The organism is Massilia oculi (assembly GCF_003143515.1).
GTDB lineage: Bacteria > Pseudomonadota > Gammaproteobacteria > Burkholderiales > Burkholderiaceae_D > Telluria > Telluria oculi.
Map to the genome: position 1 here is coordinate 1,294,902 of NZ_CP029343.1, position 21,982 is coordinate 1,316,883.

General features: G+C 67.1%; 20 protein-coding genes and 1 riboswitch. Of the genes, 10 read left to right on the forward strand and 10 right to left on the reverse strand.

Annotated features, from left to right (window positions below; genetic code table 11):
• The first annotated feature begins 210 nt into the window (after positions 1–210).
• Positions 211–897: a response regulator gene (locus tag DIR46_RS05990; RefSeq protein ID WP_109344415.1), complete on the forward strand. Its 687-nt coding sequence runs from the start codon at positions 211–213 to the stop codon at positions 895–897.
• Between the two features lie 49 nt (positions 898–946).
• On the opposite strand, the gene DIR46_RS05995 is transcribed toward DIR46_RS05990, so the two are convergent.
• Positions 947–1,642, reverse strand: a complete 696-nt coding sequence (locus DIR46_RS05995; RefSeq protein ID WP_109344416.1) for a hypothetical protein — start codon at positions 1,640–1,642, stop codon at positions 947–949.
• Positions 1,642–2,475, reverse strand: coding sequence for a MipA/OmpV family protein (locus tag DIR46_RS06000; protein WP_109344417.1), 834 nt, complete (start codon positions 2,473–2,475; stop codon positions 1,642–1,644). The genes DIR46_RS05995 and DIR46_RS06000 overlap by 1 nt, the downstream gene beginning before the upstream one ends.
• A 517-nt stretch (positions 2,476–2,992) precedes the next feature.
• Between DIR46_RS06000 and DIR46_RS06010 the strand changes: the two genes are divergently transcribed.
• The 3 genes from DIR46_RS06010 to DIR46_RS06020 all read left to right on the forward strand — a co-directional run bounded on the left by DIR46_RS06010 (position 2,993) and on the right by DIR46_RS06020 (position 6,227).
• Positions 2,993–4,309: an ATP-binding protein gene (locus DIR46_RS06010; RefSeq protein WP_109344419.1), complete on the forward strand. Its 1,317-nt coding sequence runs from the start codon at positions 2,993–2,995 to the stop codon at positions 4,307–4,309.
• Positions 4,310–4,374: 65 nt separating this feature from the next.
• Positions 4,375–5,592 (forward strand): MFS transporter, encoded by a 1,218-nt coding sequence (locus DIR46_RS06015; protein WP_109344420.1) that lies wholly within the window; start codon positions 4,375–4,377, stop codon positions 5,590–5,592.
• Positions 5,589–6,227, forward strand: a complete 639-nt coding sequence (locus DIR46_RS06020) for a helix-turn-helix transcriptional regulator (RefSeq protein WP_109344421.1) — start codon at positions 5,589–5,591, stop codon at positions 6,225–6,227. The genes DIR46_RS06015 and DIR46_RS06020 overlap by 4 nt, the downstream gene beginning before the upstream one ends.
• A gap of 33 nt (positions 6,228–6,260) precedes the next feature.
• Here the strand turns inward: DIR46_RS06020 and DIR46_RS06025 are convergent, their stop codons facing one another.
• The 4 genes from DIR46_RS06025 to DIR46_RS06040 form a co-directional block, all read right to left on the reverse strand.
• On the reverse strand, positions 6,261–6,605 hold the full coding sequence (locus DIR46_RS06025) for a hypothetical protein (protein ID WP_109344422.1): 345 nt from the start codon (positions 6,603–6,605) through the stop codon (positions 6,261–6,263).
• Positions 6,602–7,264, reverse strand: a complete 663-nt coding sequence (locus DIR46_RS06030) for a thiol:disulfide interchange protein DsbA/DsbL (RefSeq protein ID WP_109344423.1) — start codon at positions 7,262–7,264, stop codon at positions 6,602–6,604. The genes DIR46_RS06025 and DIR46_RS06030 overlap by 4 nt, the downstream gene beginning before the upstream one ends.
• 151 nt (positions 7,265–7,415) lie before the next feature.
• Positions 7,416–8,291, reverse strand: coding sequence for a cobalamin-binding protein (locus DIR46_RS06035; protein WP_109344424.1), 876 nt, complete (start codon positions 8,289–8,291; stop codon positions 7,416–7,418).
• 4 nt (positions 8,292–8,295) lie between these two features.
• Positions 8,296–10,251 carry a TonB-dependent receptor gene (locus DIR46_RS06040; protein ID WP_229446516.1) on the reverse strand — a complete coding sequence of 652 codons (1,956 nt, stop codon included), beginning with the start codon at positions 10,249–10,251 and terminating at the stop codon, positions 8,296–8,298.
• 69 nt (positions 10,252–10,320) lie between these two features.
• A riboswitch (cobalamin riboswitch) is annotated at positions 10,321–10,570 on the reverse strand.
• An 86-nt stretch (positions 10,571–10,656) separates the two neighbouring features.
• Between DIR46_RS06040 and DIR46_RS06045 the strand changes: the two genes are divergently transcribed.
• Positions 10,657–11,481, forward strand: a complete 825-nt coding sequence (locus DIR46_RS06045; protein WP_109344425.1) for a DODA-type extradiol aromatic ring-opening family dioxygenase — start codon at positions 10,657–10,659, stop codon at positions 11,479–11,481.
• On the opposite strand, the gene ylqF is transcribed toward DIR46_RS06045, so the two are convergent.
• From ylqF to DIR46_RS06065, 4 genes are all read right to left on the reverse strand, one after another.
• Positions 11,482–12,429, reverse strand: coding sequence for a ribosome biogenesis GTPase YlqF (gene ylqF / locus DIR46_RS06050; protein ID WP_109344426.1), 948 nt, complete (start codon positions 12,427–12,429; stop codon positions 11,482–11,484).
• A gap of 285 nt (positions 12,430–12,714) precedes the next feature.
• Positions 12,715–13,902, reverse strand: coding sequence for a hypothetical protein (locus tag DIR46_RS06055; RefSeq protein WP_109344427.1), 1,188 nt, complete (start codon positions 13,900–13,902; stop codon positions 12,715–12,717).
• Between the two features lie 9 nt (positions 13,903–13,911).
• A complete protein-coding gene (locus DIR46_RS06060; RefSeq protein ID WP_109344428.1) occupies positions 13,912–14,784 on the reverse strand; it encodes a hypothetical protein in 873 nt (290 codons plus the stop codon).
• An 85-nt stretch (positions 14,785–14,869) separates the two neighbouring features.
• Positions 14,870–15,802 carry a histone deacetylase family protein gene (locus DIR46_RS06065; RefSeq protein ID WP_109344429.1) on the reverse strand — a complete coding sequence of 311 codons (933 nt, stop codon included), beginning with the start codon at positions 15,800–15,802 and terminating at the stop codon, positions 14,870–14,872.
• A gap of 200 nt (positions 15,803–16,002) precedes the next feature.
• Between DIR46_RS06065 and DIR46_RS06070 the strand changes: the two genes are divergently transcribed.
• From DIR46_RS06070 to DIR46_RS06090, 5 genes are all read left to right on the forward strand, one after another.
• The gene (locus DIR46_RS06070; RefSeq protein ID WP_109344430.1) at positions 16,003–16,923 is read left to right on the forward strand and encodes an AAA family ATPase; all 921 of its coding nucleotides are present in this window, start codon (positions 16,003–16,005) and stop codon (positions 16,921–16,923) included.
• Positions 16,923–17,954, forward strand: a complete 1,032-nt coding sequence (locus DIR46_RS06075; RefSeq protein ID WP_109344431.1) for a DUF58 domain-containing protein — start codon at positions 16,923–16,925, stop codon at positions 17,952–17,954. Before DIR46_RS06070 ends, DIR46_RS06075 begins: the two co-directional genes overlap by 1 nt.
• Complete coding sequence (locus DIR46_RS06080) at positions 17,951–19,939, forward strand: transglutaminase TgpA family protein (RefSeq protein ID WP_109344432.1); 1,989 nt, start codon at positions 17,951–17,953, stop codon at positions 19,937–19,939. Before DIR46_RS06075 ends, DIR46_RS06080 begins: the two co-directional genes overlap by 4 nt.
• Complete coding sequence (gene mltB / locus DIR46_RS06085) at positions 19,936–21,021, forward strand: lytic murein transglycosylase B (protein ID WP_109344433.1); 1,086 nt, start codon at positions 19,936–19,938, stop codon at positions 21,019–21,021. The genes DIR46_RS06080 and mltB overlap by 4 nt, the downstream gene beginning before the upstream one ends.
• Positions 21,022–21,474: 453 nt before the next feature.
• On the forward strand, positions 21,475–21,813 hold the full coding sequence (locus DIR46_RS06090) for a hypothetical protein (RefSeq protein WP_109344434.1): 339 nt from the start codon (positions 21,475–21,477) through the stop codon (positions 21,811–21,813).
• Positions 21,814–21,982: the final 169 nt, after the last annotated feature.

Below are 21,982 nucleotides of genomic sequence, written 5' to 3' on the forward strand. Positions count from 1 at the left end.
CGTTTTCAGGACATTCCGGATGGGTAGATCCACAGATCTGCAACCTCACATCCCACCGCGAGGTGGCACGATGGCCACGCTCGTGATCGTCCCGACAAGCCGCAAGCGCTTCCAATTGTCGTCAAACTGTAATGGACTGTCTTCTATGTCTGGAGGATGTGTTAATTGGACACTTGGTCTTATACAATGCGAGACGGAGGAGAAAATTGTATGTACCGAGTGATGTTGGTGGAAGACGATGCGCGCCTGGCCGAGCTCGTCACCGAATACCTGTCCGGCTATGAATTCGCGGTCGAACTGGTCACGCGCGGCGATGCGGCGCTCGACCGTTTCAAGGAGCTGGCGCCCGACGTGGTGATCCTCGACCTGATGCTGCCGGGCCTGGACGGCATGGTCGTGTGCCGCCAGATTCGCGACCAGTCCGACGTGCCCATCCTCATCCTCACCGCGCGCGAAGACTCCTATGACGAAGTATCCGGCCTCGAGCAAGGCGCCGACGACTTCGTCAACAAGCCGGTCCAGCCGCGCGTTCTGCTGGCGCGCCTGCGCGCGCTGATGCGCCGCACCCAGGCCAAGTCGGGCGTCGATGCGCGCGTGCTGCAGTTCGGCGCGCTGCGCATCGTCACTTCCGACCGCAGCGTGGTCTGGCGCGGCCAGCCCTGCGTGCTGTCGAATACCGAGTACAAGCTGCTGCTGGTGCTGGCCGAGGCGGCCGGACGCGTGCTCTCGCGCGACGCCCTGCTCAAGAAGATGCGCGGCATCGAGTTCGACGGCCTCGATCGCAGCATCGACAACTGCATCTCGAAGCTGCGCCGCAAGTTCGACGATGCCGAATCCGAAAAGATCAAGACGGTGTGGGGCGAAGGTTACCTGTTCTCTCCCTCCGCCTGGAATTGACGACCTGCCCATGAAACCTGCGCTCGGCAGGTTTTTTTACGTCGGAAGCTTATTCGAACAGCGGCACGATCGCCAGCGGGGCGTTATAGGTAACGACCTGGCCCGCCGGCTGCGCGCCGAAACGGTAGGTCACGACCGGGAACCCACCGTCGGCGTCACCCGCGAAGGCAGCGCCGCGCGAAGGCGCCAGCGCCTGTTCGGCGCCGCGCGCACGCACCCGCACGCCAGCCGCCTCGCCGTCTTTCGGGAACACCAGGCGCACGCCGGTGCATTGGAGGCCGCGCGCCGAATTGTCGGCATAGCGGGCAAAGCCGAGCGCCTGCTCGCAGGCCGCGCGCAGGTCGGCCACCTCGTAGGCGCCGTCGGCGCGCAGCGCCAGCGAAACCCGCGGCTTGACCGTGAAGCCGCCCGGCGGCCGGGTCAACGTCAACACCGCGTTCTCGTCATAAGCCGCCTTGAGCAGCGGCAGCACGGCACGGCCGAGCGGATCCAGCGCCAGGCTGGTCCGGACGCTCTTGCCCTGGATGAGCAGTTGCGCGCCCGGTTGCAGCACGCCCTTGTCGCGCGGCAGCACCTGCAAGTGGTTGTTCAACAGATTCTTGGGGCCACCGTATTTGTCAAACAGCACCATCGCGCGGTAGGCGTCACGATAGTTCACCCATTCCCCGGCGCGCGGCTGCGCCACGGCCAGTCCGGCCGTCAGCAGCAAGGTCACGCAGGCGGTGAGGTGTGCGCGTCGCATCATCAAAACCGGTAGGCGAAGGCGGCCGAAACCGTCACGTTGGTGGGCCGCTCGACGAGCGGGCTATTGCGGACACTGCCGACCAGGCGCGTGGCCTGGACATTGGTGACCAGCATCCAGGAGGGGCTCAAGGCCCAGTTCCAGCGCACGCCGGCGCGGACATCCTTGAGGCCGCCGCCCGGGCGATAGGGCGGATTGCCGCTTTGCCAGGCTTCCTGACCGGTGACGCCGAAATAGGCGCGGCTGTAGTCGGCGTTGACGACCGTGGCGCCGGCATTGAACGAGATCGTGTGCTGCGGCGCGAGCTGCACGGCCAGGCGCTGCACGCCCAGTTCCATGCGCGCGCCGTCGCGGTCGTTGCCTGCGCCAAACAGCACGCTGCTGGTCAGCCGCCATTCCGGCGCCAGATAGTAATTGAAGAAGAAACCGCCTTCGAGCCGGGTGCTCACGTCTTCCATGCCCGTCAGACGGTTCCCGGTACGTGCGTAATGCAAGGGCGAGGTCGATACGCCGACGCCATCGACGATGCGGCCCGTGCCGGACTCGTCACGGTTCGGGTGGACCGTCAGCAGCGGACCGTACTCGACCGTGGGACGGTTGGACAGATGCATCCCTGCGCTCATGCCGGAAATAAAAAGGCCGTTGCTCCATTGGACCTGGAGCACCGGCAAGGCTGAAACCTTTTGGCTGTCCGCCCCTTCGTAACGCGGCCGCGAGACGGCGCCCAGCCCTGCGTACATGTCGCGGCTGCCGTCGGGCATCGGGTTGGTGGCCGGCGTCTGCGCACTTGCTGCGGTGCTCGCAGCCGCCAGGGCCAGGGCGAAGAATGGTTTCATCGTGAAATTACTCGGAGAGTTTGTTTGTCGATATTTTACGTCGAGCAAGCTTCGCTCTCCCATCCCATTATGACAAACGCCGCATGCCCGTTGGGGTTGCATCCGCCGTCAGGCCTGGGACCCTTGCTATGCGCCGCGCCGGCGCTTCGGAACCGGCCGGCGCGGCGCCGTACTCGAAGGCAGCGCTCGCGCGCACCATGCTCATAAGCACTTCCTTATGGTCGAGGCGCGGCCCGCTCCGGGTCGCTTCCTGCTTGAATAAAAAAACCCACCGATATTCCATTGCTGGCGCATCAGGTGGGCAAACGGAAAACCTGATGATGAGAAAGATGGTAATCGTTCGGCCCCACGTCATGCACCCTCCAGATGTCGGCCAATTGTCGTCAATTTGTAAGCCGCCCTGTGTGCTCTCTCCTTTGGATTACCGGTACCACCGTTGCGCCTGTACAATTCGTGCCCGAGGAGACACCATGCAGCCGGCACCACCGCCAGACCGACAGTTACCCAGGACGCGCCCGTGAACCGGATCTTCTTCCGCTTCTTCGTGCTCGTCATGCTGTCGATCACGGCTGCCACCTTCGTCATCTATTTCGCGTTCGCGCGCCTGTTCGGCGACCCGCTGGACGACATCGCGCGGCGCCAGGCCGCGGCCCAGATCTTCCTGCTCGAACAATACGTGGACCAGGCGCCCGAAGACGAATGGCTGGGCCGCCTGAACAATGTGCGCGAAGTGTCCGACGTGCGCTACGACCTGATGCCGCTGGCCCAGGCGCTGGACGCCGTCGGCGCCGGCCAGCGCGCCGAGCTCGAACGGGGAAACATCGTGATCGATGTGCCCGGCAAATCCCTGTACCGGCGGGTCGACCTGGATGGCGAACGCTATATCGGCAGCCAGGACGACGTCTTGCACGCCCACGACTTGCCGATCGATATCGGGCAGGCGCTCAAGATGGAGTTGCTGCGCTACGTGATCGTCGCCATCGCCCTGCTGCTGCCGATCGCGCTGTGGTCGCGCTCGCACTGGCAGGGCTTGCAGTCGCTGTCGCGCATGGCGGACGAGTTCGGGGCCGGCAAGCTGTCGGTGCGCGCCCGGTTGAAACCGTCGGACGCCGTCTATCCGCTGGCGGAACGGATCAACCACATGGCCGGCCGCATCGAGAATTTGATGGAATCCCAGCGCAGCCTGCTGCACTCGGTGTCGCACGAACTGCGCACGCCGATCGCGCGCCTGGAATTCGCGCTCGAGCTGCTCGACGCCAAGGCCAGGGATCCCGAGCTGAGCCGCCGCATCGCCGCCATGGAGGGCGACCTGTCCGAACTGAACAACCTGGTCAAGGAGCTGCTCGATATGAGCAAGCTCGACAGCGCGCGCACCTTGCAGCGCACCCCGGTCGACCTGGACGCCCTGCTGCGCGACTGCTGCGCCACCCTGCCGCCCTCGCCGCAACAGGTGGCCTGCGAGCTGGCGGACGGGCTCGGCACGATCGAGCTCGATGCGCGCCTGCTGGCGCGCGCGGTCGGCAACCTGCTGCGCAATGCCCAGAAATATGCGCGGGGAGGGATCGTGCTGTCGGCGCGGCGCACGCCGGATGGCGTCGCGATCGCCGTCGACGACGACGGCCCCGGCATCCCCGCCGAAGAACGCGACAGGATCTTCGATCCCTTCTACCGCCTCGACCGCAGCCGCGACCGCGCCACCGGCGGCTTCGGGCTCGGCCTGTCGATCGCGCAGAAGGCCGTGGTGTTGCATGGCGGGAGCCTGCAGGTCGAGACATCAGGCCTGGGCGGCGCGCGCTTCGTCATCACCCTGCCGGACACCCTGCCAGATAAATAAACGAATTCGTTTACTTATTGTCGGGCCAGGCGTAAGCTGGGCAGGTTGCCAATTTCATCATTGCCATGAACGAACGCCTGCTGATCGGCACCCTGTGCGGCCTGGGCCTGCTGTCCACCGTCGGCGCCTCCCTCCCCTATCCCATGCTGGCGCCGCTGTTCGCCGACGGCAATGCCAATGGACTGAACAGCTTCCTCGGCCTGCCGCCCAAGCTGCTGCTGGGGATCGCGCTCATGATCAACCCGGTCGGCCTGCTGATCGGCAGTGCGATCCTGGGTCCGCTATCTGACGGCTTCGGCCGGCGGCGCGCCCTGCTCCTGACCACCGCCGGCGCCGCGCTCGGCCACCTGCTGACGGCAGTGGCGATGGTGATGGAATCCTATCCGCTGTTCCTGGCGGCGCGCTTCTTTACCGGCCTGCTGGAGGGCAATGGCGCGGTGATGCGGGCATTGGTCATCGAGCGCATCAAGGGGCCGCTGCGCAACCACGCGCTGTCGTGGCTCAACGGTTCGTTCAACCTGGGCTGGCTGGTCGGCCCAATGCTGGCCGGCTTCACCATGGCGCTCGGGCCGGCGGTGCCCTTCTACATCGCCGCCGGCGCACTGCTGCTCGGCACGCTGGGCGTGCTGGTCTCGATCCCGGCCGCGCCCGCCCAATCCCACCTGCAGCGGCAGCGCTGGTGGACGGTCGCGCGCGAGCGCCACGCCCTCACCCTGCTGCGCCATCCGCCGCTGCGCACCCTGTTCACGGTCCACCTTGCCTATTGCTGCGGCGTCGCGGCGCTGTACGAGTTCTTTCCGCTGTGGCTGGTGGACGTGGGCGGCTACGATGCGCGCCAGATCGCCGTCGTCAATATGGGCATGTGCGCGCTGATGACCATGGCCGCCCTGTTCGCCGGCCACGCCAGCCGGGTCGAGGGACGGCTGCGCGCCGGCTGGTATGCGGCCGCGGCCGCCTCGGCCGTGCTGTGCGTGGGCTTCGGCAACCTGTGGATCGGCATCGCCGGCATCCTCCTGTTCGGCGCACCGCATGCCTTCTACAACACCGCGCTGCAGACCTGGGCGGCGGACGAGTTCGCGCCGCACGGCCAGGGCTCGGTGATGGCCCTGCTGTCGACCATCTTCTGCCTGGCGAATATCCTGATGGCGCTGGCCGGCGCCGTACTGACCCTGGTCGATACCCGCCTGGTGCTGGTCGTCGGCGGGCTGCTCGCCGCCTGGGCCTCGGTCGCCCTGCGCCGCTGGAGCGCGCGCAGCCCCCATCCCCACCTGGAGAACGCATGAACACACCGGAACGCATCCTGTTGCAGCTCAAGATGCGCGGACCGCAGACCGCGCAGGCCCTGGCCGATGGGCTGGGGCTGACGTCGATGGGCGTGCGCCGCCACCTGGATCAGGCGCAGGATAAGGGGCTGGTGGAAAGCCATGACAGCAGCGGCAAGGTCGGCCGCCCGGTGCGGCGCTGGAGTTTGAGCGAGGCCGGCCATGCCCGCTTTCCCGACCGCCATGCGGAGCTGACGGTCGACCTGATTGGACAGGTGCAGGCGCTGTTCGGGCCGGCAGCCATGGAGCGCCTGATCGCCGCCCGCGAGCAGGCCAGCGAAGCGCTGTACCGCAGCCGGCTGCATGAGGTGGCGCCGGACGCGCCGCTGGCGCGCCGGGTCGAAGCCCTGGCCCGGGTACGCGACGAAGAAGGATATATGGCCGAGGCGCAGCCACAGGAAGATGGCGGCGTCCTGCTGGTCGAACACCATTGTCCGATCTGCGCGGCGGCGGCGGCCTGCCAGGATTTCTGCCGCTCGGAGCTGGCCGTGTTCGAGCGGGTGCTGGGACCGGAGGTGAAGGTGGTGCGGATCGAGCACCAGCTCGGCGGGGCGCGGCGCTGCGCCTACGCGGTCACGCCGCGGACCGCCGAATAGAACAACGGCGTCCGCAGGGGACGCCGTGTCGGCTTACTTCCGGGTATCGATGCGGCCGTCGTGATCGGGGTGCGAGCGCACATGGGTCACGCCGTACCACAGATGCTCCCACCAGTGATCGCGCGAACGCACGGTCGTCAGGCATTTCTTGTCGAACCCTTCCTTGAACACTTGATCGGGGCAGAGGTTCGACGCCATCGCGTGACGCTGGTTTTCGGCATGGACGAGCGCAATGCCGAACCAGACGGTGGTCAGGACGAAGATCAGCGCCAGCGTCCACGCGAGGTGATTCACGTTACTGGTCTCGAACAAGTTTTCCTCTTTGGGCCGGGACCCTTCGTAAATCTTGAGGATCTCGCCTTCGACTTTATCGGTCATTTTTCCTTGGCTGCCTTCGCCACCAGTGCATCAAGGACCTGGCCGGTCGCCGTCATCAGCTGGCCCATGTCCTGGATCTTGTTGGATTGCGCCACCGTTGCCGGCGACACGACGTATTTGCCGTCGATGACGACGGTCGGGGTGCTGCTGGCCTTGTATGCTTCGGCGATCTGCGGCAGGCGCTTGAGCTTGGTCTGCACGCCGAACGAGTTCCACGCTTCGAGGAACTTGGCTTTATCCAGGCCGTTGGAGGTGGCCCAGGCGATGATGTCGTCGTCCTTCATCAGGCGCTTGCGCTCGACGTGCACGGCGCGGAACACGCGATGATGATACTCCTCCAGCTTGCCCATGGCGTCGAGCGTCAGGAACAGGCGGGCTTCGGGATCGCTGGCGCCCTGGAACGGCAGCGGGATGCGGCGCATCACGATGTTGTCACCCTGCTTCTTGACCCAATTCACCAGGCTCGGCTCGAACGCGTTGCAGGCGCCGCAGTGGTAGGCGAAGAATTCGACCACTTCGACCTTCTTGCCGACCGTCTGGGTCGGCTGCGGGTTCGCGAGCACGGTGTATTCGGCGCCAACCTGAGGATTGGTCGGCGAGGCATTGGCGAAACCGGCGACCAGGGCAGCGGCAACGAGGGCGAAACGCAGGGTGCGCATAAAATCCTTCCAAAAGAATGAACGAACGACCGCGAGATTACCACTTTTTGTGGTTGCCCTGTCCCGGGAGCACGATTTTTTGCATTTGCTTACGGCTGAAACAAGGGCTGATGACTTTCAATCTACGCCGGCGGCGTGAATAGTCAAGCCGTCAAGGCCGGCGCCCGCGCGCTTCTTCGAGCAGCGCGCAGATGCGGGTGGCGCCCTCGGCCGTGCGCGGCCCCGCCCGGCTGGTCAGGTCGCCATCGATTGCGAACAGGTTGCCGCGCTTTACCGCCGTCATGCCCTTGTAGGGTTGCCATATTTTCCAGCCGGGATCCTCGGGATCGTCGCGCTTGCCCACCAGGATGACTTCGGGATCGGCTTCGATCACCGCCTCGACGCCGACCTCGGGCGCGATCGTCTTCAGGGCGCCGAACAGGTTGCGTCCGCCGCACAGGCGCAGGATGTCGCTGGCGATGTGGTCGTCGTTGAGGGTGTATAACGGGCGATCCCAGACCTGGTAGAACACGCCCACCTGCGGACGCCCGGCGTAGCGCGTCCTCAGCGCCGCGATGCGCGCCGTATACTCTTGCGCCGCCTGCCGGGCCGCCGGTTCGGTGCCGAGCAGCCGGCCCAGGCGCAGCAGGCTGTCGCCGACCTGTGCCAGCCGGCTCGGCTCGCTGTGATAGATGGGTATCCCCAGCCGCGACAGTTGCTCGATCTGGCGCGTCGGGTTGCCGCTATGCCAGACCACCAGCAGGTCGGGTTTCAGGGCCAGCAAGCGCTCGACATCGATCCTGTTGTAGCTGCCGACCAGGGGCAGCTTTTTCGCCGCTGCGGGATAGTCGCTGTAGTTCACGGCGCCGACCACGCGCGCCCCGCCGCCGGCCGCGAACAGCAGCTCGGTGACATGGGGCGCGAGCGAGATCACCCGCTGCGCCGGACGCGCCAGCGTGACCGTGCGCCCGGCGTCGTCGACGACGGCGATCGCCGCCAGCGCGTTGATCGACGTTGCGGCCAGCACGGCCGCCAGCGCGGACTTCATGGCCTCAGAAGTCGAAGCGCAGCGACAGTTTGAGCTGGCGGCCATCGCTCGGATAGATGCCGGCGCGGCAGTTGTAGGCCTGGCTGTAGTACTGGCGGTCGGCCAGGTTCAGGCCCGACACCGCCACCTCCCACGGGCCGAAGCGGCGCGCATAGCGGGCGTCGATCGTGGTGAACGACGGCATGCGGGTGCTGCAGCTGTTGGTGAAGTCGTCGCCGTAGCGCTGGCTGTCGACCCACTGGGCGCCGATGTCGGCGCTCTGGCCATCGCCCGGCGTCCAGGCCAGGCGCGCGGTGACGACGTGCTTCGGCACCAGCACCATCTCGCGGCCGGCGTTCGGGCCGTCGCGGAACTCGGCCTGCACGTATTGCCACGAACCAAGCAGGCGCCAGGCGTCGGCGAAGGTCGCTTGCCCTTCCAGCTCCACGCCCTGGCGGCGGGTCGGATCGAGGTTGGTGTTGGCGCCATAGCCGATGGTCGGGTCGTAGAAGATCTCGTTCGTCAGGCGGTGGCGGAACACACGGGCAGTCACTTTACGGGCATCGAGGCCGGCGCTGACGCCCAGTTCCAGGTCGCGCGAGGTCTGCGGCTCCAGCACGTCCAGGGTCGAACGGTAGGCGTTCTCGTCGATGTTGGCGATGCGGTAGCTGCGGCCGGCCTTGGCGAACACGGTCACGAGCGGCATCACGTCGATGCTGCCTTCCACGGTCCAGGCGTTGAGCGACTGCTTGCGGTGCTCGCCCAGGACTGGCGGGAACGCCAGCGGGTCGCTGTAGTCCTTCTCGAAACGCTCGTGACGGCCGCCGACCGCCAGGCGGGAGTTGTGCGGCACATTCCAACGCAGTTCGTCGCGCAGGTAGAAGGCTTTCGAGTCCTGGCGCGCGTCGCCGGCCGAGAAGCTGGAGGTGACCTTGCGGTCCCAGCGGATCAGGTCGATGCCGGTGACGAATTCGTTGCGCTTGTCGCCGAGGTCGAGGGTGTGACGCAGGCGCGGCGAGAACTGGGTCTGCCCGGCCTCGTAGATCGACGTCGATGGTGCGCCGAAATCGTAAGTGGACGAGACGTCGCGCTCGCGGTGCGACAGCTCGGCCGCCAGGTCGACGTTGCCGATACGGTGCTCCACGAAGGCGGTCACGCGATCGGTGTCGACCGAGCCGTAATCGTTCGGGGTATTGGTCTGGGTCGGAATGGTCAGGAACTGCTCTTCGCTCAGCGAGCCTGGCAGGCGCGAATCGGAGCGCGCGCTCTCGACACGCAGGCCGGCGCGGCCGTTCGGCGCATAGGCATACTGCAGCCCGCCGCTGAAGCTGGTCTGTTCGTACTTGTTGTTGTCGCGGTAGTTATCGGTGCTGCGGTCGCTGACCGCGGCGTCGAACGACCATGGGCCGGCGCCGTGGGAGACCGAAGCGCGCAGGTCGCGGTGGTCGAAGCGGCCGGCTTCGGCGAACAGCGAACCGTGGGTGCCGGCGCCAGCGCTGCGGCGGGTGACGATGTTGATCACGCCGCCGGTGGCGCCATCGCCATACAGCACGCTGCTGCCGCCACGCGTGATCTCGATGCGCTCGACCGTGTCCACGGGGATCGTCGACAGCACCGTGTGCGCCAGCTCGTTCTCGTTCAGGCGCACGCCGTCGACCAGCACCACCGTGTTCTGGGCGCTGTTGGTGCCGAAGCCGCGCAGGTCGAGGCCGAAGTCGGACGAGCCGTCCAGGCTCTGGCGGCCGAACACGCCGCCGATCTTGCGGATCGCCTGGTTGACGTCGGTGGCGCCGGCGCTGCGGATCTGCTCGGCGGTGATGACGGTGGCGCCGATCGGCGTGGCCTGGGCCGGGAAGCGCGGGCCTGTAATGACGACGGACGGCAAGCCATCCTGGGCGATCGCCGGGGTGGCGAGGGCGAACAGGGCGGATGCGCAAGCCAGTGCGAGTGGCGCGCGGCGCGGTGCAGCTGCAAAAATCATGATGAATGTGTTCTCGATAAAAGGCACCGGCCTGCTTCCCCGCAGCCCGGAGTCAACTAGAAGCGCCTGGCGCTTCCACCTGTGTTGGCCGGTATCCGGGCTGGCAAGCATGACGGCCTCACCTTCCTGCGCAGGATGGACACTGGCACAGTGGTTGTCGAGACCGCCCGCCACGCCTCTTGAATGGGGACGCGGCGCTTGTTGACCGTTGCGGGGGCAGCACACTTCCACGGCGGCGCGCGGCGCGGCCATGTCGTGTTTCCCGTTTAACTTCGCGCACCAGGATGCGCGCGAGAGCACCAAAACGGGGCGATTATACCTTGACAAGGTGCGGCCCGCCCGACCGCCGGCAAGCGCTCGCCGCTTGGGCTAACATGGCCGTTTCAATGCCCGACAGGAGCGATCATGGCGCGCTTGCCCACCTTGCCCACCTATTTCGTCTCGCACGGCGGCGGCCCCTGGCCGTGGATGCGCGAGCAATACGGAGCGGCCTACGACCAGTTGGCGGACTCGCTGGCCGCACTACGCGCCGAGGCTGGAGAGACGGTGCGCGCGGTGCTGGTCGTGACCGCCCATTGGGAGACGCCGCAGTTCATGGTGTCGTCCGGCACGGCGCCCGGCATGATCTACGACTACGGCGGCTTCCCGCCGCATACCTATCAGGTCAGGTACCCGGCGCCGGGCGAGCCGGCGCTGGCGCGGCGCGTGGCCGACCTGCTCGGGGCAGCGGGCCATCCAGCCGCGCTGGATGCCGAGCGCGGCTTCGACCATGGCACCTTCTCGATGCTGTACCCGGTCTATCCGGAAGCGCGCATGCCGGTGGTGCAGCTGTCGATCCGGCGCGACCTGGATCCGGCCACCCACCTGGCGGCGGGCCGCGCGCTGGCGCCGCTGCGCGACGAGGGCATCCTGATCATCGGCAGCGGGCTGTCGTACCACAACCTGCGCCAGTTCGGGCCGAACGGACGCGAGGCCTCGAAGGCTTTCGATGGCTGGCTGCAGCACGCGCTGCTCGACCTCGATCCGGCTCGGCGCGAACAGGCCTTGCTGCGCTGGGATACGGCGCCGATGGCGCGCGCCGCGCATCCGCGCGAGGAACACCTGATTCCGCTGATGGTGGCGCTGGGGGCGGCCGGGCAGGAGGCGGCGGCCTGCGTCTATCATGAAGAGGCGTTCATGGGAAATCTGACGGTGTCGAGTTTCAGGTTCGGAGCACCGCCAGCGGCGTGATTACGTCCCGCGCTTGCCGCGCGCCGCTTCTTCGGCCTTGGCGGCGGCCTTCTCGGCTGCGATACGGGCTTTCTCGGCCACTTCGGCCTCGTGCCGGGCCAGGCTGGCCGCACGCGACTCGGGCGTCTCGAGGCTGATGCGGCCCAGCGCGCCCTGGCGGTAATCCTGCAACAGGGTATGTGCAGCTTTCTCGTAATCGAAATCGCCGCCGCGCACGCGAAAACCCCGGCGCTGGGCCACGCCCTCGATCACGGCCACGCCGTCCATCCCTTCGGTCTTGAAGCCGTAGCGCGCGGTGAGCAGCTGCGGATAACGCACCAGCAGCAGCTCGCCCAGGTATTCGGCCACTTCTTCCTCGACCAGGGCATTGGTGCCGATCGCGTGGCTGGCGGCCAGCATCAGGCCGTCGCTGGCCATGGCGATCTTTGGCCACAGCATGCCGGGGGTGTCGACCAGCACCACGTTCTTGTTCAGGTACAGGCGCTGCTGGGTCTTGGTCACGGCCGGCTCGTCGCCCACCTTGGCCACGCGCTTTTTCAGCAGCGCGTTCATCAGCGTTGACTTTCCCACATTGGGGATGCCCATGATCATGATCCGCAACGGCTTGGTCGGCACGCCGCGGTGCGGGGCCAGCGACAGGGCCAGGTCCGGGATGCGGGCGACGTCGGCCGGCTTCTTGGTCGTCATCGGATAGGCGGTCACGCCTTCCTGGGCATCATAATAGGCTTTCCAGGCAGCGGTCGCGTTCGGGTCGGCCAGGTCGATCTTGTTCAGGACCTTCAGGCAGGGACGCTGGCGGAACTTGCGCAGCTCTTCCACCAAAGGGTTGCAGCTCGCCTCGGGCAGGCGCGCATCGAGGACCTCGATCACCAGATCGATGTTTTCCATCTGCTCGGCCGCTTCCCGCTTGGCCGCGTTCATGTGGCCAGGGAACCATTGAATCGACATACTATTGCTCTCTTAATCTTTCGTCCAAGGCGCTATTTTACGCTGAGCGTCGACACAAACGTAGCGGCGCAGCCACAAGGCTGTTTTCCAACATGCACACCGTTGAGCTATTGCAACACTGATGACATATTCCGCGCGCACACTGCCCTCTTGCCTGCACAAGACGGAGATGGGAATGCGCATAAGGGAAAAACTGAAACGGTCGCTGGCACGCTGGTATGGCGTGCTGATGCTGTGCTGCGCCATCGTGGTGTCGGCGATGGTCGAGCAGTTGCCCCTGCTTCCCTATTGATCCATCCTGTCCATCCGGCAGTCGGCCGGCGGCAAGATCGCCTGCGGATCGAAGCGCGCCAGCCGCGCACGGGCCGCGGCGCGGTCCTTCGCATACTCGGCCAGGTAGCGGCTGCGTTCCTCGCTCTGCCATTCGACATCCGGCACGCCGTCGAGCGATCGGGTGTGGCTGGCAAACACCTTTCCCTCCAGGCGCGGCAGCAGCAGGCGGTCGGGGTCAAGATTCTCACGCAGCAGATAGCCCTCGACGTCGCGCAGCGACAAGGGCAGGCGCGGCGCGCCATCGTGCAGCAGCTTGCCGTGCACCCTGAGCCGCACCTGCTGCGCCCCTTGCCCCAGCACCTCGTTGAAGGTGGCCAGCGCGAACGGCCGGCCGGCCGCATCGTCGACGCGGCCAGTGACCACGTAGCGCCCGGGCAGGCGCACGTCCAGCGGCAGCGCGAACTGCAGCGCGCCGCCGTCGACCGCCTCGCGCGGCGCACCGCTCCAGGTGGCCGGCGACTGTGGCGAATAGATGACGTCGAACAGCACGACGCCTTCGCGGCCGCCGGCCTGGTAGCGGACCTCGAGCCGGATGGTGCCATGGAAGCCGGCCAGCGCGTTTTCCGCCGGCGCCAGTGTCCCGCGCCAGGCGCCGCCCTCGTCGGCGAACGGCACCGCGACCCGCGGCGCCGGCCGGCTCGGCCCATAGGTCATCCCCTGGGCCAGCGCACGCGTGACGACCAGCGGCAGCGGCTGGCCGCTTCCATCCAGCGCACGTAGCGAGAAGTCGGCCCGCTCGCCCGCCGCCAGGTAGACCCGCGACTGCGCGCTCTGCAGCCGGACGTCGGGATGGCTGTCGCCGCCCTCCGCCCGCATCGGGTTGGTCTCGAGCAGCGGCTGGTTCGGGTACAGCTGGTCGGGATGGTGGCCGGCCGGCCGCGACTCGTGCGGATAGCGCGAATGCGCCAGGTAGCTGCAATAGGTGTGGTCGGTCAGGCGGACCTGTTCGACGAGCTGGCGCCGGCGCGCGGCGCGGTCCTCGGGCGGCGCCGCGGCGATGGAAGGCGGCGTCTGCGTGACAGGCGCGGACGACAGTGCCGGCGCTGCGCCGGGCACCGCCTCGCCTTCGTCCACCAGGACGCCCAGCCCCAGGCCGATGCAGGCCGCCAGGCCCGCCGCGGCCGGCCAACGCCAACGCATGCGGATCCCCTAGTTGGCGGTATCGACCATCGCCTGGCGCACGACCCCGATGATGCCGCCCCAGTTGCCGTCGCCGTAGTGGTCGACGTCTTCGCGGTCGTCGCGGAAGGCGACCGAGTGCCAGCTCCACTTGACGCTGCCGCCCTGGTTCGCCTCGGTGCCATAGCGCAGGTCGTCGCAGAACCAGTCGCCCGGATTGCAGAGCGCGCGGCCGGAGTTGCCGGCCGCGCCGCCGCTGCTGTGGTAGGCCACGACCTCGTCGTCCTGGCCCGGCAGCAGGAAGGAATACGCGGTGCCGCGCGCGCCGGCGTAGCGGTAGAACCAGATATTGCGGGTGTCGTTGTGGTTGTACATCGCGCGCACCGTGCCGGTGCGCAGGTCTTGCACCAGCGGTTCGGAGGTGGTCCAGGCGCCGGCGTTGGCCAGTTCGGAGCCGCCCGCGGCGCCCGACGCCACCCTCACCCACTTGATGTTCCAGCCGCCCTGCACGCCGCCCGCGTCGCCGCAGACGCCGTCGGCGTTGGGCGTGGCGTTCTTGCGCGCGCGCGTGGTGCCGCCGAAATGGGCCAGTGTGTACCCCAGCAGCGGCTCGCCCGCGCTGTAGGCCGCGATATAGCACCAGTTCTGGCCGGTGCAGAAGCAGTCGAGCGCGTCGCGCACGCGCCCGCTCTGCGCAGCGATGCTGCTGTAGCCATCCCAGTTGACGGCCTTCTTGTTGACGCCGGCGGGCGTGGTGTCCGGCCCCCAGTAGCGGAAGTCGGCATAGTTGCCGGGCGTGCCGCCGCTGTTGCGGCCGTTGATCCAGAGGGTGTAGTTGGCGGCTTCGGCCAATCCCGCGGCCGACAGCAGGCAGAGCGCACACAGGGTGTGTTTCTTGTTCACGGTCGTCTCCTCGAGCCCGGACGAAGGCCGGTCCAGGGTTAGTACGCGCAAAAGCCGCTGAGTTCCGTGAACCGGCGCCGACGCCCTACTCGAGGTCGGCCATCACCTTCAGGTGCGCCACCACGCTGCGCCCCAGCGCCGACAGGTCGTAGCCGCCTTCCAGGCAACTCACGACGCGCCCGCCGGCGTGCTCCTTCGCCACCGCCATGATCTGGCGCGTGATCCAGGCATAGTCGGCCTCCACCAGGCCGATGCCGCCCATGTCGTCGTCGCGGTGGCCGTCGAAGCCGGCCGAGATGAAGATCATCTGCGGCTGGAAGGCGTGCAGGGCCGGCAGCCAGTGTTCCCGCACCAGCTTGCGCACCGCGTCGCCGTCGCAGCGCGCGGGCACCGGTACATTGATGCGGTTGGCCGTGACCGGCTCGACCTCGCTGTAGGGATAGAAGGGATGCTGGAAGAAGCTGGCCATCAATACGCGCGGCTCGTCGCGGAAGGCGTCGGCGGTGCCGTTGCCGTGGTGGACGTCGAAATCGACGATGGCCACCCGCTCCAGGCCGTGGACGTCGAGGGCGTGGCGGGCCGCGATCGCGACGTTGTTGAACAGGCAGAACCCCATCGGCTCGGTCGGCGTGGCGTGGTGGCCGGGCGGGCGCACCGAGCAGAAGGCGTTCGAGACGCTGCCCTTGATGACGTCATCGGTGGCGGCCACCGCGGCCCCGGCCGCGCGCAGCGCCGCCTGGTAGCTGTAATGACAGAGCGAGGTATCGCCGTCGAGCGGGTAGTAGTCGCCGGGCGTGGCCGGCACGTGGTCGCGCACCAGCGCCAGCGCTCCCTGCGTATGGTTGCGGAGCACCTGCTCGACCTCGGCCAGCGGCGCGCTGCGCTGCTCGATCAGCCCGTCCAGCCGGGCCAGGATCAGCTGGTCGTCGATCGCCTGCAGGCGGGCCGGGGATTCGGGGTGCCAGCTGCCCATTTCATGCCGCAGGCAGTCCGGGTGGCTGTAAATCGCTGTACTCATGGTGCTCTCGTCTCCGACTATGCTCATCCATTCACACCCTGTGTCGCCGTTCTCGCATAGAATCCCCTGGAACGGCTGGCGCTTGCCAGGGCATGAAGCTTGCCAATGGCGCTAATCTACCACGGCAGGCCGCGGCCTTGCTCGGCGGCCCCCGTCGCAGACGCAACCGAACGACGCATCGACCAACCCACGGAAAATCCATGTTCAACAAACTGCACGCCGTCGCACGCCAGGTCAACGAAGTCGTGGTCGGCAAGGACCAGCAGGTGCGCCTGGCCCTGACCTGCCTGCTGGCCGGCGGCCACCTGCTGCTGGACGACCTGCCGGGCGTGGGCAAGACCACCCTGGCGCATGCGCTGGCGATCTCGCTCGGCCTGCGCTTCAACCGGGTCCAGTTCACCAGCGACCTGCTGCCGGCCGACGTGGCCGGCATCTCGGTCTACGAGCGCGACAAGAACGAGTTCGTGTTCCATCCCGGCCCCATCTTCACCCAGGTGCTGCTGGCCGACGAGATCAACCGCGCCACGCCCAAGACCCAGTCGGGCCTGCTCGAGGCGATGGAAGAACGCCAGGTGTCGGCCGACGGCGTCACGCGGCCGCTGCCCGAGCCCTTCTTCGTGATCGCGACCCAGAACCCGGCCAACCAGGTCGGCGTGTTCCCGCTGCCCGAATCGCAGCTCGACCGCTTCCTGATGTGCCTGAGCCTGGGCTACCCGGACGCCGCCGCCGAACGCGCGCTCTTGAATGGCGAAGACCGCCGGAACATGTTGAAAACGCTTCAACCGGCCATGCTGCCCGAGGAGCTGGCGCAGGCCCAGCGCCAGCTGCGCGAGATCCACGCGTCAGGCAACCTGGTCACCTATGTGCAGGCGCTGGCTCAGGCCTCGCGCCAGAACGGCCTGTTCGCCGAAGGCCTGTCGCCGCGCGCCGCGATCGCCCTGCTCCAGGCCGGCCGCGCCTGGGCCGCGCTGGAAGGCCGCGACCACGTGATCCCGGAAGACATCCAGGCGGTGCTGGTGCCGGTCTGCGCGCACCGCCTGCGTCCCCTGCGCGCCGCCCACGGCACCGCGCTGGCCAGTCGCGACCTGGTGCTGCAGCTGCAGAAGGCGGTTCCGGTCTGATGGCGCAGGCGCAGCAGACGGTCCGGGGGCGGCAGGGGCTGCGGGGGCGGTTGCGCCGCGCGACCGGCGCCTGGCTGCCGCGCGCCGGCAAGCTGGACGCCGGCGAGGTGGTGCTCAGGCAGCGCCGCGTGTTCATCTTGCCGAGCCGGGCCGGCCTGGGCTTCGCGGTGCTGATGGCGGTGCTGTTGATCGGCTCGATCAATTATGCCCTGGGCCTGGGCTTCGGCCTGACCTTTCTCGCGCTTTCATGCGCGCTGGTGGACATGGTCGCCACCTACCGCAACCTGGCGCACCTGGCCCTGCAGCAGGGCCGCGTTGCGCCCGTGTTCGCCGGCCAGGAAGTCCAGTTCGAGCTGCAGGTCTTCAACCGCACGCGCCTGGCGCGCTACGCCATCCGGGCCGACCTTGCCGACGTGGCCGAACCGCGCCACGTGGCCGACATCGCGCCCGGCGCCCATGCGATCCTGACCCTGTCGGTGCCGACCCTGCAACGCGGCTGGGTGGCGCCGGCCCGGATAAAACTGTCGACGCGCTTTCCGCTCGGCCTGTTCACCGCCTGGAGCTACTGGCGTCCCGCCGGGCGCGCCCTGGTTTATCCGCGCCCCGAGGACGGCGCGCCGAGCCTGCCGCTGGGCGGGGGCAGCGGCAGCAGCCTGCGCGCCGCCGGCCACGACGATTTCGCCGGCGTGCGCAATTACCAGGCCGGCGATTCGCCGCGCCAGCTGGCCTGGCGCCAGATCGCCCGGCTCGATCCCAGCATCGGCGGCGCCCTGTTGTCCAAGCATTTCGAGGGCGGTGGCGGCGACGAGCTGGTGCTCGACTTCGATGCCCTGCCGTCCACGCTCGACCTCGAGCTGCGCCTGTCGCGCCTGACGCGCTGGGTGCTGGAGGCGGAAAGCCGCGCCCTGCCCTATGCCTTCCGCCTGGGCGCGCTGCGCTTGCCCGCCGCCCTCGGCGCGGCCCACCAGGCGGCCTGCCTGCGCGCGCTGGCGCTGCATGAGCTCAAGAACGACCATGGGGACGCGGCATGAAGCTGCTGGCAACGCCCCTCACCCGCGACAAGGCCGACACCCTGCTGCTGCTGGGCAGCGCGGTGCTGGTGCTGGCGCCGCATACCCTGCACCTGCCGCTCTGGGTCTCGCTGCTGTGCGGCGCCACGCTGGCCTGGCGCGCCGCGATCACCCTGCGCGGCAAGCGCATGCCGCCGGCCCTGGTGCTGCTGCCGGTGGCGGTGGCAGCGATGGCCGGCGTGCAGTTCAGCTACGACACGCTGCTCGGCAAGGATGCCGGGGTGGCGATGCTGGTGCTGCTGGTCGCCTTCAAGATGCTCGAGATGCATGCGCGGCGCGACCTGTTCGTCGTGATCTTCCTGTGCTTCTTCCTGGTGCTGACCAACTTCTTCTATTCCCAGGGCATCGGCACCGCCCTGCTGACGATCGCCTCGGTGCTGCTATTGCTGGCAACTCAACTTTCGTTCCAGTTCGCAGGCAGCGTGCCGCCGCTGCGCACCCGCCTGGCGATGGCCGGCCGCACGCTGGCCTTCGCCCTGCCGATCGCGATCGTGCTGTTCGTGGTCTTCCCGCGCATCCACGGCCCGCTGTGGACCATGCCGGGCGCTGGCGGCGGCCCGAGTTCGGGCCTGTCGGACTCGATGGCGCCGGGCCAGATGTTGAACCTGGCCCTGTCCGAGGAGCCCGCCTTCCGCGTGCGCTTCCTGACGCCGCCCCCGGTGCAGTCCCAGCTCTACTGGCGCGGCCCGGTGCTCGATTTCTTCGACGGCCTGACCTGGTCGCGCGGCGCCAGCCAGGCCTCCGGCCGCGACCTGCACCTGGCGGTGCACGGCGAACCGATCGACTACGAGGTCACGCTGGAACCCTCGCAGTCGCGCTGGGTGTTTACGCTGGAGATGCCGGGCGAGCTGCCGCAGGTGGCCGGCCATGCATTGCGCCTGTCGCCGCAGTTCGAGCTGACCGCCAGCGATGCGCTCTCCAGCCGCGTGCGCTATCGCGCCAGCTCGCACCTGCAATTCGTTTTCCAGGGCGGGCCGAGCCTGGACGACGCCCGCCGCTGGCTGCTGCTGCCGTATGGCTTCAACCAGCGCGCGCTGGCCGCCGGGCGCGCGCTGCGCCGACTTCCCGACCCGGTGCAAAGAGTCGAGGCCGTGCTGGCGCAGTTCCGCGAGCAGCCGTTCGAGTACACGCTGGCGCCGCCGCTGCTGGGCCGGGACACGGTCGACGAATTCCTGTACGGCACCCGCTCGGGCTTTTGCGAACACTATTCGGGCGCCTTCGTGTTCCTGATGCGTGCGGCCGGCGTGCCGGCGCGCGTGGTGACCGGCTACCAGGGCGGCGAGATCAATCCGCTCGACGGCTTCATGACGGTGCGCCAGTCCGATGCCCATGCCTGGGCCGAAGTCTGGATCGCGGGAATTGGCTGGCAGCGGGTCGACCCGACCGCGGCGGTGGCGCCCGAGCGCGTGCGGCGCGGACTGGACGCCTCGGTGCCGCGCCCGGCCCCGTTCGGCATCGAGGCGCTGCGCGGCATGAATCCGTTCCAGGGCGGCGCCAATGCGTGGCTGGCCCAGCTGCGCAACGCCGTCGGCGCCGTCAACAATGGCTGGAACCAGTGGGTACTCAACTATACGCCGGAGCGCCAGCGCGCCGTCGTGCGCGACTTGCAGCGCAAGCTGTTCGGCTGGCCTTTTATCGCTCTGCTAACGTCTGTTGCCCTGGGCCTCGCCTCCCTGGTCTTTTTGCGCCGGCGTCGCGAAATCCACCCGGTCGATGCTCTATACTCGACCCTGTGCAAGCGTCTCGGCCAGCTGGGCCTGGCGCGCGCGCAGCACGAAGGACCGAGCGCCTACGCGGCGCGGGTCGCCGCCGCCGAACTGGCGCCGCCATCGCGCGCGGCGGCGCAGGAATTCCTGCGTCGTTACAGCGCCTGGCGCTACGCGCCTCCGTCAACCGATCCCCGGCTTATCGCCACCTTGAAAAGCTTATTGTCGCAAGTCAGATGAAATCGATCGCAATCCTGTTTTCCGCGCTCGCGCTTGCCGCCGGCGCGCATGGCGATGCCCTCGCCGCTCCCCAGACCACCGCAACGCAAGCCGCCATGACGGCCGCTGCAGACCAAGACCCCGAGCACGTCAACTTCGTCGAATGGCTGCCGGTGCGCGAGTTCATCGAAGAGATGGTCACGCAGCACGGTTTCGACCGCGAGGCGCTGCATACCCTGTTCGGCCAGGTCCGTTTCATCGACCGCGCCGTGCAACTGGTCAAGCCGGCGCCGCCGGGCAAGCCGAAGAACTGGCAAGCCTACAGCGCGCGCTTCATCGAGCCGATCCGCATCCGCGCCGGCGTGCGCTTCTGGAACGAGAACGCCGATGCCCTGGCGCGCGCCGAGGCGGCCTATGGCGTGCCGGCCGAGATCATCGTCGGCATCATCGGGATCGAGACCATCTATGGCCGCGATACCGGCAAGTTCCGCGTGCTGGACAGCCTGACCACGCTCGCCTTCGCCTATCCGGAAGCGCCGAACCAGGCCGCGCGCAAGGCCTTCTTCCGCGAGGAGCTGGCCAATACCCTGGTGCTGGCGCGCGAGCGCGGCTACGACCCATTCTCGCTGCTGGGCTCGTTCGCCGGCGCGGTCGGGATGCCGCAGTTCATGCCGAGCAATATTCTCAAGTACGGGGTCGACTTCGACAGCGACGGCCGGGTCGACCTGCGCGGGTCGGCCACCGATGCGATCGGCAGCGTGGCCAATTTCCTGGTCCAGCATGGCTGGAATCCCGAGCACCGCGGCCCGACGGTGTTCGCGGCCGACGTCTCGCCGGCCCGCGCCTGGGAACCGCTGATCGAGCGCGGCCTGGAGGCCACGCTGCGCCCGCAGGAACTGCGCGATGCGGGCGTGGTGACCGGAACCGCGCTGCCAGGCGACCGCCTGTACGGCCTGATCGACCTGCAGAATGGCGCCGAAGCAACGGAATATTGGGTGGCTAACGATAACTTCTATGCCATTACTAAATACAATCGCAGTTACTTTTATGCCATGTCGGTAGTCGATCTGGGTCGCGCCGTGAGCGCAGCACGTCCCATTTGAGTCTTTCCTAACGGGAAACTTTGTAATCCTTTGTAACAGGTTTCCCGTTTTCCCCTTCTGTTTCGCGTAGGCATCGTCCTACATACCCCCCAGGGGTATCCGCCGACAACATTGTTGCGTCCGTGACAAAAATAGCAGTGTTGGCAACATACCCCCCAGTTTCTTTCCACTTCGTCAGCAAATATCGTACCGTGCGGCATCAAGTGCTGGATGTTCGTACACTAGTCATTAAATAAAAAACAATATATTTCTCTAGTGACTTTATGAGAGAATTGCATTGCGGCTATTGTTGCATTTAGACAACAAAATCCAACTTGAGAAAAATGATTCCTACTTGCTCATGAGTATCGGAATAAAAATAGTTGTACAATTGAATAGAAAATTACGAAATTAAACTTTCGGAATCGAACGCCGCCAGCGACTCCGTTTCAACCCCAGATAGGAATTTGAATCATGACTAACCAAGTCGGCATTGATATGAACAGCGATTCGGAAGGCGATGAGCTGCTTCAGTACAACCCGAACCGCCTGCTCGATACCCTGATCGAGAACCTGCGCCTGAAGAACGATGCAGCACTGTCGCGCGCACTCGAAGTCGCGCCGCCGGTGATCTCGAAGATTCGCCACCACCGCCTGCCGGTTGGCGCCTCGCTGCTGATCCGCATGCACGAAGTGAGCGACCTGTCGATCCGCGACCTGCGCTACCTGATGGGCGATCGCCGTGCGAAGTTCCGCATCAGCGACAAGCAGTTCAAGCCAAAGGAAGGCGCGGTCCCTGCTTCGAAGGACTGAGTCGTCGTGGGCGCGCCAGCTGGCGCGCCGACCTCGAGGCTGACAGACTGGACGGCGCGTGGCGCGCCGCCTGATGAGTAGTGCATACGCCCGCGCGGGTGTATGAGCCGCCGCATTGGCGGACGACCGGATAACGTCGGCGACATGCCGACTGTACGGTCTACGCAGT

Bases quoted from the DNA above. Each gene is read 5' to 3' on its own strand.
- DIR46_RS05990 (WP_109344415.1), top strand. From the start codon at position 211: ATGTACCGAGTGATGTTGGTGGAAGACGATGCGCGCCTGGCCGAGCTC.
- DIR46_RS05995 (WP_109344416.1), bottom strand. From the start codon at position 1,642: ATGATGCGACGCGCACACCTCACCGCCTGCGTGACCTTGCTGCTGACG.
- DIR46_RS06000 (WP_109344417.1), bottom strand. From the start codon at position 2,475: ATGAAACCATTCTTCGCCCTGGCCCTGGCGGCTGCGAGCACCGCAGCA.
- DIR46_RS06015 (WP_109344420.1), top strand. From the start codon at position 4,375: ATGAACGAACGCCTGCTGATCGGCACCCTGTGCGGCCTGGGCCTGCTG.
- DIR46_RS06020 (WP_109344421.1), top strand. From the start codon at position 5,589: ATGAACACACCGGAACGCATCCTGTTGCAGCTCAAGATGCGCGGACCG.
- DIR46_RS06025 (WP_109344422.1), bottom strand. From the start codon at position 6,605: ATGACCGATAAAGTCGAAGGCGAGATCCTCAAGATTTACGAAGGGTCC.
- DIR46_RS06030 (WP_109344423.1), bottom strand. From the start codon at position 7,264: ATGCGCACCCTGCGTTTCGCCCTCGTTGCCGCTGCCCTGGTCGCCGGT.
- DIR46_RS06035 (WP_109344424.1), bottom strand. From the start codon at position 8,291: ATGAAGTCCGCGCTGGCGGCCGTGCTGGCCGCAACGTCGATCAACGCG.
- DIR46_RS06040 (WP_229446516.1), bottom strand. From the start codon at position 10,251: ATGATTTTTGCAGCTGCACCGCGCCGCGCGCCACTCGCACTGGCTTGC.
- DIR46_RS06045 (WP_109344425.1), top strand. From the start codon at position 10,657: ATGGCGCGCTTGCCCACCTTGCCCACCTATTTCGTCTCGCACGGCGGC.
- ylqF (WP_109344426.1), bottom strand. From the start codon at position 12,429: ATGTCGATTCAATGGTTCCCTGGCCACATGAACGCGGCCAAGCGGGAA.
- DIR46_RS06055 (WP_109344427.1), bottom strand. From the start codon at position 13,902: ATGCGTTGGCGTTGGCCGGCCGCGGCGGGCCTGGCGGCCTGCATCGGC.
- DIR46_RS06065 (WP_109344429.1), bottom strand. From the start codon at position 15,802: ATGAGTACAGCGATTTACAGCCACCCGGACTGCCTGCGGCATGAAATG.
- DIR46_RS06070 (WP_109344430.1), top strand. From the start codon at position 16,003: ATGTTCAACAAACTGCACGCCGTCGCACGCCAGGTCAACGAAGTCGTG.
- DIR46_RS06075 (WP_109344431.1), top strand. From the start codon at position 16,923: ATGGCGCAGGCGCAGCAGACGGTCCGGGGGCGGCAGGGGCTGCGGGGG.
- DIR46_RS06080 (WP_109344432.1), top strand. From the start codon at position 17,951: ATGAAGCTGCTGGCAACGCCCCTCACCCGCGACAAGGCCGACACCCTG.
- mltB (WP_109344433.1), top strand. From the start codon at position 19,936: ATGAAATCGATCGCAATCCTGTTTTCCGCGCTCGCGCTTGCCGCCGGC.
- DIR46_RS06090 (WP_109344434.1), top strand. From the start codon at position 21,475: ATGACTAACCAAGTCGGCATTGATATGAACAGCGATTCGGAAGGCGAT.